Below are 12,879 nucleotides of genomic sequence, written 5' to 3'. Positions count from 1 at the left end.
GCAGTTACCCCCTAAATTCCTGCAGAACATTTTCTAAGATGCGGATAACCGTATCTGCCGATGCTTTCATCGGGTTGATGCGAAGACCGTATTCTTTGAGCTTGGGCTCACTCTCCAGAAAGCTTCCCGATACCCGGTATATCATCGGCACCAGCTCAAAGCGCGATTCCGCCCCTACCGGATAAGTGGCCGCTCCATAATAGGATGCGCGTTCGATAACCGCCGACGCAATCGGCTGCTCCAGTTCAACAATGACATTCTTGGACTGCGAATTCGTGATATACGCTTCCTTGATGCCTGACACTTCTCCTGCAGCCAAACGTCGGCACAGTTTCTCCACCTGCTCGTTTTGAATCGCCAGCATGACGGGGGCAAACACCATGCTGCGCAGCAGCTCATGCGCTTCGTAACCTTGCACTTGACCTCCGCCGGAGTAGTTGCGCTCGTGCAGCTTCTCGATCCCTTCCCGCTTGCCGATGATCACGCCGATCCCTTGGGGACCCATCAGCTTAAATCCGGAGAATGTAGAATAGTCAGCCCCATATTCCGAACCGATTCCAAGCATTTTCATCGCGCAGTAGTTATCATCGACCACGATCGGCAAATCGGGACGCTTCCGTTTAACAAGCGCGATCAGGTCTTGGAGAAGGTACGTATCCGCTGGCTGCTGCCGCGCATGCTGTACATAAAACACCTTGGAAGTCCGATCGTTCTCGAGCAGCTTCGCCACGGCATCCATGTCATTAAAGTCGGCTGGGGACTGCCGCAGTCCCATTAAACGAAAGGTTTCCTTGGTCGTGGTATACATCGGTGCGGTGTGTACGATAACCGAATCTCCTGGTTCGACCAGCACGCTTAAAATTCCCCGGATCGCGCCGGTACCGCTGCCCCGCACCAGCGCGCAATGCTCGCCTCCAAACGTACGGGCAAGCACCCTCTCGACGCGGGCCGTAACAAGCGGCCTGTGGAACTCCGGATGCAGCCCCACATCGCCGACTTGGAAAAATTCGTTGTTCGCAAACTCTCTCGTAATTTCATCGATCAATGTAAACTGCAGCTGCTGAGCTTGCTCCATCGTGCGGTTTTTCAATACCGATTGTTCATATTTCATGCTGACATGTCACCCGCCTTTCGAATACTGAAAGCCCGCTGCGGATTGCCCACCAGCAATTTGTTGATCACATCATCCGTGATTCCCCGCCCGCGCAAGGCAGGCACGAAAGACCTTAACACCACGTCATAACCCTGTCCGCCGAACGCGCGCAGATGCGATTTACGCGTCAGATCCGTGGACAATAGGAGCTGGTCCTCATATCCGTGCTCGATAAACTTCAATAAGGATTCCAAGCGGGCGTTGTCACTCCGGTAGTTTTCCTTGCCGATCGTATCCATTGCAACGTAAACGCCTGCCTTCAGCACCTCGAGCACCACTTCATCCTGCTCGTTCAGATCCTGATGGCCAATAATTACTTGATCCAGCGGCATTTCTTCCGCAGAAAACAGCTCGATCTGCTCCAAAGCACAGGTCCCCAGCGTTGTATGCGTAGATAACGGAAGCCCCGTTTCCTTTGCCGCAGCGACCGCTCCGTGGAACAACTCCGTCTCGATCGGTTTGAATTCGTTTAGGCTGCTGCCGATCTCGCCGATCACCCCTGGCTTAATTCCCGTATCCGCGATGCCGGATCGAATCTCTCGAATCATCCACTCGGCGAATTGATCACGGTTCCAGCGCAGCTTATCATCAGGAATGAAAGGGTCTTTATAACACCCGGTGCTCGCAACAATATGAATATTGGAGGCTTTACTGATCTCGGCAAGCTTTCGCGGATTTCGTCCCATTCCGTCATTGGTAACCTCGATGATGGCCCGGCCGCCATAGGCATAAAAGCTCTTCAGATCATCCAAGACAAGCCCCGTATCTTGCAGGCAGGTATCTTCATTCTTCTTAATACGGCTCAGATCCACGTATAGATGCTCGTGACAGGCGCATACGCCAAGCTTCTCCGGTTGTATGGGCCCAAGTACGGTCTGGATGTACATTTCTCTCTCTCCTTACTGTGGTGGTGTATACAATCCAAGCAGAACCAGTATGTTCCCTAGGATACCGACAGCGATAGCTCCCACAGGACCTACGGCCATCCGAACGATCGGACGTCCCGCCGCCTCATTCAACAGATAGAAGCCGGCAATTCCAAAGTAACCGAGCCCCGGCACGATGGCATTGGCTGCATTCGCTCCCCCGATCAGAAGCGCGACCTCAAGAACGCGGGTCATCGAAGTCCGGATGCTTTCACCCGAGGCGCGGATGCCCGGGTACCGATCCAGAAATTTGGCCATTTTGGACAATAACTGAATTTCCAGGAAGATGACAAGGGCGCCGAGCAGCGCTGCAACGAGCGGATTCGGAGAAAATATCCCCACTCCGAATACGAACGTAAACCCGACTGGGCCGAATACGCCGGTAGCGATCGCCGTACTGGCGATCAGCGGGACAAATCCAATGGCTTTGGCCAGGGAGGCAATGCCGCCTTCCGAGATTTTTCCGTCAGCCAGCAGGCTCAGCGAGATCGGATCGCCGGCAATTAATAGAAGATTGGTGGCTGCCGCGGCTAAACCGCCGCTGATCATGACGATCCACGAAAACTTTTTAATGCGCGTCACGCGATCCGTAAACATGGAGGCAAGTGTTGAAAGGCTCTGATCCTCGGATTTTTCCTTCATCGCAAACGTGATAAGAAACGCCATGCCCACGATCAACGCGATGCCTTCCGGACTCAAAACAACCGGCGTTCCGTCAATTTGAATAAGTCCTTTTGTATTGCTGAAAACAACGAGCTGTCTGGCCAATGCCGCCACCAGAAAAGCAATGACGCCTTTTTTGATCGAAAATTGAAGCGCGATGGCCAGGGCGGGAAATACCATAAAGGATACAACGACGGGCTCGCCAATTTTGTTGAATCCGTCAATAAAATTAAGCGGAAGCATTTCAAACGCTTTCACAACTGCCTGAAGCCCGAAGTAGATACCCGCGCCATATACGCCCCCTAGCGCTCCGGCAGCAGCTGTGCTCAATTTGCCTCGTTTAAAAGACAACCCGATGATATCGGTCCCGAGTAGAATGCTATGGATAAGCAAAATGCTTCCTGATATCGAAATGGGGATCCCGTAACCGATCACAAGCCCGAAGCTCATGGCAAAAGCGGTGACGCCCAGCTCCTTCCGGCTCATCCGCCCTTCCAGATTCTCAGGGACGATCGGTCTAAGACCGTCATTAAATACGGCGATCCCCAAGTTGGCCATAATTGCAGTCACGATCCCTAGCCCGATTAACAACAAAGCTTCCAGCATAAGATGTCCCCCTAATCATTTGACGTAACGCTTACTTGGTAAGTGCTTTCATAAGAAATTCTACTGCCTTCTCTTTGTGGTCTCCGGTAAAGCCGAATGCCTTAGCGCCTTGCGCGACGGCCTGATCGACTTTCTCTTGGGTCGGCGGCTGTCCCGGCATGGAAATCGTAGCACAATTCGACTTGCCTACCATCGCGATGGCCATGGCCAAAGCTCCGCCCCCTCCGGTATAGCAAGCGCCCACGTAGTAATCGGCTTGTCCCATCTTCAGAGCCATTGCAGCTTCCAGATCCGATTTAACGGTTACTTCCACATCGGCTCCGCCATGCTGTTTGACCAAAGCTTCAATTTCTTTCTTTTCCACTTGCCCGCCAATCACGATTTTCATGACAATTCTCCTCTTTTCGTTTGTTTTTTAGATTTCTGAAGCGTTAACGAAATGCATGATCAGGTACTGTCTTTCCTCATCCGGAAGCTCGCCGTCCATTTGGGACTCGATCCACTTTACGTTTTCTGCAGCTTGGGCAAAATGAGGAGAACGTCTGATTTCCTGCATAATCTCCTCAGGCGGAGCATTTAGCTCCTCGCTGCGCTCGATCCGGGTAACGGCCATCCCCAGATGAGTCACCAGCTTTTTGTATTTCTTCTCATTGTCCGGCTGTACGAATCTTTCAATCGTTGCCTCGCACAGCTTCATGGCGCCAGGTGTAATCGTGTTGGTAGAAAATAATATATCCAGTCGTTCTCTCAAAGCACTCACGCTTCTCCACACTCCCTGTCAGTATTTAGGAATGAGCACGCCACGCTCCACCTGCTTCTGGATCTGCATGACATGATCGGTTGATATCTGATCGAACATAAACTCCATTTTCTTATTGTTTTTGTTTACGACGCATACAGCCTGACTCATTTCCTTGTCCATTTCCAACGCTTCCTTGGAGGACAGCTCGGACAAATAGAATGAACCGTTGTCGATTTCATCCACATTCCATACCATTGCGTCGATCGACTTGGCTTTTAAATGCTCCAGCAAATGCATATAGTTCAGGTTGATCAGCTCGACATCCTTGCCCTTAACTTCAAGATTCGTTAATACTTGTTGGTCAATAGAGTAGCTGTCGATTCCGATTTTCATCCCGTCTTGGATCCCGCTTGTTTCCTCCGCAAAAACTACCGCATGACGCGAAACGTATGAACCGCTTCCGAATTCCTTTACAATCACGAGTTCTTCGGATTTGCGGATCGCCGTCATTGCGGCATATTTGGAAACAAGTGCGAAATCATATCGACCATCAATGACATTGTCCAGACGAACGGTCGCACCGCGCATAAAGGCACAGTGCAGAGGGATGCCGATTTTTTCGAAGCTTGCGTGCATTGCCGTTGCCAATCCCTCGTATTTACGGGAGTAAGGAAGCGGCATAACGCCGATGATACTGCTCACCCCGCAGCATTGAAGCAGCAGGTCCATGTTCTTATTTCGGAGAAAGGTGCCTAGATGCCCTCTGGACTCGAGCGAAATACATTGGCTTTCCTCCATTTTTTTCAAAACATTTTGAATCGTGCCGCGGCCAACGCCGTATTTACCCGACAGCTCCTCAATTCGGGGAATACGGGAATCCAGTTCAATAAAGAGAAGCTCTTCCGCTAGGTTTTTTAAAACCACGCTGCTTTTGGAATTCAATCCTTGAATCAAGTTACCCGGTTCACCTCCTCAATATACAATATTCTGTATTTTGTATTTGATGACATCATATCATCGTGCTACAGGGACTTCAATACTTTTTTCTGAATTTAAGTCAACTTATTTCACATCGTTATCGGGAAGTGTTGGATCAACATCGAATGTAATGCGTTTTCATGCGGGTTTTTGAACGTTCATCCGGGGAACAGGGGCTGTATCGACTCTTTTTTTTGTAATTATTTATGTTTTATTTTCAGAAAGTTTCACTTGTTGTCATTATATATAACATCATCAGATGTAGCTGACATCGCTGACAGTAGACAAACTGGATTCAACAAAAACCGGACAATGTAGATAAAAAAAAGCCGCATATTATGCGACTTTCAAATAAAAACCCCGACCCCTTTCTTCACCACGTAATGGATACCTCAGAACGATCTGCCAGGCAGTTGGATGCCCTGCCATTCGCCTACATCGCATTGGCCATTACTATTTCCACCCGCAGCAACCACCGAGCCGTCCGATTTAAGACCGAGCGTATGAGTGCAGCCCGCCGCAACGGCCACAATATCCCGCCAGCCGCTTACATTGCATTGGCCGTGCTCATTCATACCCACAGCCGTTACCGAGCCGTCCGATTTAAGGCCGAGCGTATGATAGCTTCCCGCCGCGATCGCCACAATACCGCGCCAATCGCTTACATCGCATTGGCCATGCCTATTCAAGCCCACGGCTACCACCGTCCCGTCCGATTTTAGGCCGACGGTATGAAGGTAACCCGCTGTTACCGCGACAATGTCGTGCCATTCATTTACATTACATTGGCCATAACGACTATTACCTACAGCCGTCACCGTGCCGTCCGATTGAAGACCGATGGTATGCCAGTCCCCCGCCGCTACTGCCACAATATCACGCCAGCTGCCAACATCGCATTGCCCCTCATCATTCCGACCCGCTGCCACCACCTTGCCATCCGGTTGAAGCCCGACGGTACGACGCCAACCTGCTGCAACCGTCACAATATCACGCCAGCCGCTTACATTGCATTGGTCATGCTTATTCCAACCCACTGCTACCACGGTGCCGTCCGATTTAAGCCCCACGGTATGAGCTCTGCCCGTGTTCGTCGCCATATGAACATTACCAACCGCAACCGCCACAATATCGCGCCAGCCGCTTACTTCACATTGACCATCATTATTGTCCCCCACAGCCGTCACCGTGCCGTCCGATTGAAGACCAACGGTATGACGACGCCCAGCGGCTATGGGATGTTTAGGCCACCATTTCACCTTTAGCACCGCTTCTTTCGGTGAAGTGTACTCCATGTTTTGCCTCCTTGAACACAAGAATTATTCTACTGTAATACGTCTCTTTACAGGCAAATGTCGCAATCGGGCTTCAGAGCTGCACATCTTATTTCTTTACGGCATGGATAAAATGAATGGTCTCGAAAGCAGATAAATAATCCGTCCGATCACGGAAGAAAAGCTCTTGGATCTTTGTTGGCGATAGATGTTCATAAATCAATAAACCGGATCTTTCCAGTAATTTTTCAATTTTTTGATAAGAAAAGCTTGATTTCATCGGCTCTCCACTTGCATAAGCCATTTTCACCATATTTTCAACTCTATTAAACTTTCCTTTTTCTATAAAGAAATTCTCATCCGCATAATCAAAAACAATAGAACTTCCAGATGGGACATTGGCAAATAATTGAAGAATCAAGGATGCATTTTCCTCTTCCGTTAGATAATAAGAGACACCCAAAAGGCTAAAGAACGTTTTTTGGTTTTTAAATCCATTGTCTAATAAGGATTCATAGGGAAACTTAGTAGTAAAGTCTATTGAAACAAAATGAAGATTACTCGGAATATGGAGTTCTGCGGCCTCCAGCTTCTTCCTTTTCATTTCCTGTGTAGCTGGGTGATCGATTTCAAATACATTTAAGCTGTGCTCCAGCTCCGGATATCGGAAACAAAATGTGTCTAGGCCAGCTCCAAGTATGACATACTGCTTTACACCAAGCATAATTTCGTTAAGTAATACTTTTTCACAATAGGCGGAGCGTGCTAAGGAAACTGGGGAAAGCTGGATCTGTGTGATCCATTTCAATATTTCCGCTGGACTATCTTTAAATTGTTGCCCAATCTCACTATTGATAAACTGGATTCCATTAATCATGTTGTTACTGATTGCCGAGAATTCTTCTTCGGATATCAAACGGTTCGCGATAAAATCATCAAAAATTATCGGTGTGTCATATTTGCTATGATATGACCGGCCAAAAGCCGATATCAAGGACGTTATACTGGATTCATTTTGTTTCATGCTTTGTTCTCCCATAAAAAAATAAGATTCCCCTGGCCAGGAGAATCTTATTGTAAATCATATTATTAAGAATGTAAATTATAGCATAAATAAATTATTTTGTCAAGCATTTTACTCACACCCCCGCTCCACGCCGGGTCTCAACACCCTAAGCTAAATGTATTAGTTCTCCTCCTCTACCGCAATAACCTCCCTTGCTGCCTCGATGAAGGATAATATGATCGGTGAAAGCCACTTGTCTTTATGCCATAGCATCTGTGTATACACGTGCAAGTCCGGAATTTGCCATGGAAGAGCAACAAGCTCACCCCGTTCAACCTCGGCTTCTACGACGATTTCAGGAAGAAAGGCAATGCCGATTCCCGTAATTGCGCATTGTTTAATAGCTTCAGCACTTTGAAACTCTAAATACGTAATACTATCAATGCCCTCTTTCTCAAATGATCGGTCAAACATGGTTCGATAGGGGCAGCCCTTTTCATTCGTCAGGAACACTTCTCCGTGAAAATCCTCCAGCTGCAGCACCGTACGTTGTGCGAGCGGATGGTCCGGAGCGGCGAATAAGCGGAACGTTTCTTCCAGCAACGGCTCCACCGCAAGTCCGCTTGAGCGAATGGGTTCGTCCAGCATAAAGACGACATCAGCGGTTCCCTCAAAGAGCGATTGCTTGAGTTCCTGATTGGGAACGGAGCGGAAGATGAGGCGCACGCCCGGATGGCGCGAACGAAAAAGCTGAAAGACAACCGGAAGGCGATAGGCGCAAAGCACCTCGTTGGCGCTAATCGTTAGGGTGCCGCTTAAGTTTTCATTGTCATGAACAACACTGCGAGCCTCGTCCAATTGGTTTAGCACGCCTTCGACATGACTCAAAAAGCGTTTACCCGCAGTTGTAAGAACGAGCTGCTTGCCCAAGCGGTCAAAGAGACGAACCCCCAGCTCCTCCTCCAATGCTTTCATTTGCATCGTTACGTTGGAGGGGACGTAGTTCAACACTTCCGCTGCCCGGCTGAAATTTAAGGTGGATGCCACCGTGCGGAACGTGTTCAGTTGGCGCAATTCCATCATACGCTCCCCCTTTTACCTTCAATATGATTGAATATAGCTTTGAAATTCATTCACTTTTATTGAGAGTATCACGGAACTATACTAACAACAAGAATTACATTCTTAATAAATGGTTTCATTTTGAAGGGAGCAAACAATTCGATGGATTATGAAATATTTGATTTGGGTGACGTTACCTTGCAGTCCGGCGTGACGTTACCGAACGCTTTTCTTGCTTATAAGACTTACGGACGATTGAATGAAAAAAAGGATAATGTCATCGTCTATCCAACGGCATTTGGCGACCATCATGTTCAGAATGAATGGTTGATTGGAAACGGCATGGCACTAGATCCGCGAGAATATTTCATTATCGTACCCAATTTGCTCGGCAACGGGTTATCCTCGTCTCCCAGCAACACGCCACCCCCATTCGACCGGGCTAATTTTCCGCAGGTAACCATCTATGATAACGTTCAATTCCAGCATCGGCTGGTGACCGAAAAATTCGGCATTCAAAAAATCGCGCTCGTCGTTGGATGGTCGATGGGAGGCATTCAAGCTTTCCAATGGGGAGCAAGTTATCCCGACATGGTGGAGCGAATTGCTCCCTTCGCCGGTGTTGCAAAGACTTGGCCTCAAACGTATGTCGTCTTGGAAGGAATGAAGGCTGCACTTATGGCCGCAGTTCGCTTCGATTTAAGTAAACTTAACCAGTTGACTGCTGCAGACATGCGTGCCGTTGGCCGTGTATATGCGGGATGGGGCTTATCGCAGGCGTTTTACAGAGAGGAACTTTATCGTGAGCTGGGATTTGATACATTAGCCGATTTTGTGGCTGGCTTTTGGGAAGAGAGCTTTATGCAGATGGATCCGCACAATGTTCTGGCCATGTTATGGACAGGTCAGAATGCAGATATTAGTGCAAATCCATCCTATAACGGAGATTTCGATCAGGCGCTCAGAAGCATTCAAGCACTCGCCTGCGTCATGCCAGGGAGCACGGATCTCTTCTGCACGGCGGACGATAACGAATACGAGGCTAAGCGTATGCCTAATGCAGTTTTTAATCCGATCGAGTCGATCTGGGGACACTTTGCCGGTCGCGGCATCAACCGTGCCGATAATGAATGGATTGATGACAATCTTAAGCGCTTGTTGGCGCTGCGGACGAACGGGTCGTTCGACAATTGATACTACTCTTCAGTCGTTTCCTTTAAGAGATAATGATCTTGCCCGAAGATCATAGGATGAGGTCACCAGATTTTCTGGTCGACCTCTTTTTTTGTATTTCGTACTAGTTGGACAGTTTTGCCGGTTAGCTGAATATGTCGCCAATTTCCATCCGGACATAAACTTGATTCGCCCTTCACATCACTTTCGTAATAATAACCATGCCTGAGGCAAGCCAAGCCAAAAACCCGAAGCCGGCATTACGATGGCGCCGAACAAACAGATAACCAGCAGGATCCAACCGAAAATTGCGGGAGGAGCGATTCCATTCTTTTTAATCAGCCAATCTACCATATAGCCAAGCAACATTAGCAGAAAGCCGAACATCATGTACCAGAACGCGGTTCCACGATCCCACTGATCATCAGCCACCGTACTCCACAAGCCTTCGGTAACGATGGGCTGTAATTGACCTGTGTAAGCAAATAGTCCAAAAATAACATGGAGCAACCCCGTCAACATAAGCATTATTCCAACATGGCGCTTTATCCCACTTATCATAGTGCCCCCTCCTTTCTTCATAACCCACTCGCCTCCCTATTTCGCTCCAAGCAATCCTCAAACATGATTTTATCCTCAAACAGATTTCAAAGCATCAATGGGTGCGATAAGGATTTAAGGTCTTAGGATCCCAAAAAAACAATAGGCTTACAATCGTGATTACCAAAAAAGCTGACGTTATGACCGGGTCATAATGTGAACCATTATCGGGGAATACCGTTATACTGACGTTTACGAAAGCATGGAACAAGATTATCGCAAAAATGCTTTTTCCGGTGTTGTTATAGAGCCATACCATGAGGATTCGAAGCAGGATTGCCGTGAAGCACTGCCATACGATCCACGTTACACTATGGTTTGTTTGAATATATGGAACCAAGTGCCATATCCCCCACAACGTCCCCATGATCATGCTGGTGGTAAGTGCGTTCCAACGGTTTAGCATGGGCTCTACGGCATATCCCATCCAGCCCATTTCCTCGCAGGCAGCTGCAATGAAATACATTAGCACAAGGATCGGTATCGATAGAAAAGGTATGTTCGGTTCGGGGAGCGATCGCCCGATCAAGCTCATGAACCAATATGACAGTAACATGATCATTGGCATCAAAAATAGTATGGGTAAATACCAGCTCTTCTGCTTGATTCGCTTATAATCGAATATTCGTTTCAATAACCTCCGTACGCCACTTTCTCCCTCTTCTCGGTAAGTGAGTATCAATGCGGCTGCCATTGGACAGAAGAACATAAGTGCACTGACAGGAAGATTCATTGGAAGCCATTTAACCGGCATAGAACCAAATAGCCAAAATGGTATCGAAAGGGCGAAAACCAATACATAAAATGTTCGTGGCGACCTATTCAATGAACGTTCTACATTCATGACATGCAACCTCTTTTAATACGAATTCGTAGTATTTACAAATAATGATTAGCCCGCTGGGGGCAGTTACTCCTTAACTCTGATCTTCACCGGATGATTTGACGCGTTGCCGGTCATTGAACGATTTGGCGACTCTATCCTGATTGGCGGCCTTTTTATTACGATTTCGTAGTAAGCCCTGCACACAATTTAATACGTTTTCGTAGCATTGTCAAGATGCAATTAGCGCTGCTATGTTGTATGCAGAAGTTATTTTGTAAATATGCCCTCTTCGCCCGCTTCATTCGTTACCTTGAATAACCCGCTTCACCCCCCCCTTCACATTAATATCAAAGCTCCAGTTTTTGTTCCAGTTCGGCCTTCTGGCGTAAGTGATGGCGGAAATGCATACCGACCAAATCGAACCACTCCCGTGCGTTAAGCCACCCAAACCCTTCATGCCTCACTTTATAATTGGGGTTTATTGCATTTGCCTTCTCCTCCCATTCATACATTCCCTTAAGCACCGTATCGAGTCCTTGAATGAGTTCATCCACGGTTTCGGAATTACTTGGGGTATTTTCAGGTCCATCCGGTAATCTGATTTTTATCGGAGGAAATGAACCGGCGCAAAACAATTGTGCGCCAGCCTCTGTCTTTCCTTGGGGTTGCACTTCACTCGAGGATGCGCATTTTTGGACTTGGACAAGGTAATCGAGAGCTGTGAGGATCATATGATCATACATTTGACCGAGAGACCATACTCCTGGTTCAGATATATGTCTTAATTGGTCGATGGAATACTGCTGCAGATTGATCTTGTAAAAATCGATTAGTTCCGAATAATTCAATGGCATCATCTTTCCAAAACGTCAAGCTCAATTCATTTTAATGCTATTCCAGAAGTGGATTTGATATTTCTTTTCATTTGCTATGTTGATCAGTTCGTTTTTCGAAACCCTTATTGATTAACCTTTCATCATTGGATAGTATTTGTGTAAGTATGGACTTCGGAATTTTTAACATAGCTTTTTTTATATTCGCAGCACGACGAATCATGAATCACGAACGAACATCCTTGAAAGGCGGTGTCGATATGTCCATTCAACAAAAGCGATGGCCGATCACTTGGGGAATCGTCTGGTCTTTACTGTTCGCCTTGATGAGCTTTTATTGGGCGAGTGGCGGCAAACTTGGGGTCCATACGCTCGGGCCGGAAATTTCGCGTCAAGCCGATTTGCGCGATGGCGGCTTCATTCTCATCGTATGGTTAACGGGGGTGGCCAAGGTTGCAGGGGCTCTTCTATTACTCGCATTAAAGATCAGATGGAACAACAGTCTGGTCCTAGCAGTTTTCCGAATCGCAGCCATGGTGGGCGGAGTACTTCTTGTCCTCTATGGGCTATTTAACTTCGTAGCAGTGCTGCTCGTGCTGGCCCAAGTTCTGGATTTGCCAGCAATTGACTCTTATTCGGCGTGGTGGCGACTCTTCTTCTGGGAGCCGTTCTGGATGCTGGGCGGGCTGTTATATTTCTTTGCCGGCCGGACGGCGGGAGCTGGTAACGCTGCCAGCCGGAATGGGGCAAGTACGTTTCGCAAATGAATTAACGAATACTCCCTTTTTCAAGAATATAGTCTTCATTGGAATTCCTTATCTCCATCACTGAATTTTTCTCAACAGGCGCTTGAGCCATCCACCGATTTTCCGGATAGTCCGGCGATCGCCGCCACCCAAGTCAGGGCCAGCGCAAACCACAAGAGTATACCGGCTTCGTACGCCAAGTCAGAATCCCCGCAGACGAACAATAATCCCATACATATGGAAAGTCTTCAATTGAACCTTTCAGACAGGATGTTCATACCCTAATGATAA

At 47.8% G+C, this 12,879-nt stretch carries 14 protein-coding genes and 1 pseudogene; 2 read left to right on the top strand and 13 right to left on the bottom strand.

Annotated elements, in window-relative coordinates; translation table 11 throughout:
• Nucleotides 1-4 precede the first annotated feature (4 nt).
• The 9 genes from MKX76_RS07305 to MKX76_RS07265 all read right to left on the bottom strand — a co-directional run bounded on the left by MKX76_RS07305 (nt 5) and on the right by MKX76_RS07265 (nt 8,428).
• Nucleotides 5-1,111 carry an aminotransferase class V-fold PLP-dependent enzyme gene (locus MKX76_RS07305; RefSeq protein WP_251534771.1) on the bottom strand — a complete coding sequence of 369 codons (1,107 nt, stop codon included), beginning with the start codon at nt 1,109-1,111 and terminating at the stop codon, nt 5-7.
• Entirely contained in the window at nt 1,108-2,040 is a 933-nt protein-coding gene (locus MKX76_RS07300) for a phosphotriesterase family protein (protein ID WP_341033321.1), read from the bottom strand. The genes MKX76_RS07305 and MKX76_RS07300 overlap by 4 nt, the downstream gene beginning before the upstream one ends.
• A 12-nt stretch (nt 2,041-2,052) precedes the next feature.
• Nucleotides 2,053-3,348 (bottom strand): YhfT family protein, encoded by a 1,296-nt coding sequence (locus tag MKX76_RS07295; protein ID WP_007128108.1) that lies wholly within the window; start codon nt 3,346-3,348, stop codon nt 2,053-2,055.
• Nucleotides 3,349-3,379: 31 nt separating this feature from the next.
• Nucleotides 3,380-3,736 carry a DUF2620 domain-containing protein gene (locus MKX76_RS07290; RefSeq protein WP_007128109.1) on the bottom strand — a complete coding sequence of 119 codons (357 nt, stop codon included), beginning with the start codon at nt 3,734-3,736 and terminating at the stop codon, nt 3,380-3,382.
• A gap of 27 nt (nt 3,737-3,763) precedes the next feature.
• Nucleotides 3,764-4,108, bottom strand: a complete 345-nt coding sequence (locus MKX76_RS07285) for a PRD domain-containing protein (protein ID WP_007128110.1) — start codon at nt 4,106-4,108, stop codon at nt 3,764-3,766.
• An 18-nt stretch (nt 4,109-4,126) separates the two neighbouring features.
• Entirely contained in the window at nt 4,127-5,044 is a 918-nt protein-coding gene (gene yhfZ, locus MKX76_RS07280) for a GntR family transcriptional regulator YhfZ (RefSeq protein ID WP_007128111.1), read from the bottom strand.
• Nucleotides 5,045-5,460: 416 nt separating this feature from the next.
• Nucleotides 5,461-6,363 carry an RCC1 domain-containing protein gene (locus MKX76_RS07275; RefSeq protein WP_007128112.1) on the bottom strand — a complete coding sequence of 301 codons (903 nt, stop codon included), beginning with the start codon at nt 6,361-6,363 and terminating at the stop codon, nt 5,461-5,463.
• A gap of 88 nt (nt 6,364-6,451) precedes the next feature.
• Nucleotides 6,452-7,366 carry a class I SAM-dependent methyltransferase gene (locus tag MKX76_RS07270; RefSeq protein ID WP_341033319.1) on the bottom strand — a complete coding sequence of 305 codons (915 nt, stop codon included), beginning with the start codon at nt 7,364-7,366 and terminating at the stop codon, nt 6,452-6,454.
• 162 nt (nt 7,367-7,528) lie between these two features.
• The gene (locus tag MKX76_RS07265) at nt 7,529-8,428 is read right to left on the bottom strand and encodes a LysR family transcriptional regulator (RefSeq protein ID WP_007128114.1); all 900 of its coding nucleotides are present in this window, start codon (nt 8,426-8,428) and stop codon (nt 7,529-7,531) included.
• 144 nt (nt 8,429-8,572) lie between these two features.
• Here MKX76_RS07265 and MKX76_RS07260 point away from each other — a divergent pair, with 144 nt between their 5' ends.
• Nucleotides 8,573-9,604 (top strand): alpha/beta fold hydrolase, encoded by a 1,032-nt coding sequence (locus MKX76_RS07260; RefSeq protein ID WP_341033318.1) that lies wholly within the window; start codon nt 8,573-8,575, stop codon nt 9,602-9,604.
• Nucleotides 9,605-9,784: 180 nt separating this feature from the next.
• Here MKX76_RS07260 and MKX76_RS07255 read toward each other — a convergent pair whose 3' ends face one another.
• The 3 genes from MKX76_RS07255 to MKX76_RS07245 form a co-directional block, all read right to left on the bottom strand.
• Nucleotides 9,785-10,165 carry a DUF6463 family protein gene (locus MKX76_RS07255; protein ID WP_340900483.1) on the bottom strand — a complete coding sequence of 127 codons (381 nt, stop codon included), beginning with the start codon at nt 10,163-10,165 and terminating at the stop codon, nt 9,785-9,787.
• A 73-nt stretch (nt 10,166-10,238) separates the two neighbouring features.
• Nucleotides 10,239-11,027: a CPBP family intramembrane glutamic endopeptidase gene (locus MKX76_RS07250; protein WP_251534765.1), complete on the bottom strand. Its 789-nt coding sequence runs from the start codon at nt 11,025-11,027 to the stop codon at nt 10,239-10,241.
• A gap of 329 nt (nt 11,028-11,356) precedes the next feature.
• Complete coding sequence (locus MKX76_RS07245; RefSeq protein WP_251534763.1) at nt 11,357-11,857, bottom strand: DinB family protein; 501 nt, start codon at nt 11,855-11,857, stop codon at nt 11,357-11,359.
• Nucleotides 11,858-12,063: 206 nt separating this feature from the next.
• On the opposite strand from MKX76_RS07245, the gene MKX76_RS07240 reads away from it, so the two are divergent.
• The gene (locus tag MKX76_RS07240) at nt 12,064-12,609 is read left to right on the top strand and encodes a DUF3995 domain-containing protein (protein ID WP_251534762.1); all 546 of its coding nucleotides are present in this window, start codon (nt 12,064-12,066) and stop codon (nt 12,607-12,609) included.
• Between the two features lie 77 nt (nt 12,610-12,686).
• Here the strand turns inward: MKX76_RS07240 and MKX76_RS07235 are convergent.
• Nucleotides 12,687-12,808, bottom strand: a pseudogene (locus tag MKX76_RS07235) (ABC transporter permease); the annotation flags it as partial.
• Between the last annotated feature and the right edge of the window lie 71 nt (nt 12,809-12,879).

The organism is Paenibacillus sp. FSL R5-0810 (assembly GCF_038002285.1).
Lineage (GTDB): Bacteria > Bacillota > Bacilli > Paenibacillales > Paenibacillaceae > Paenibacillus_AQ > Paenibacillus_AQ lactis.
This window is presented reverse-complemented; position numbering and strand designations above follow the sequence as displayed.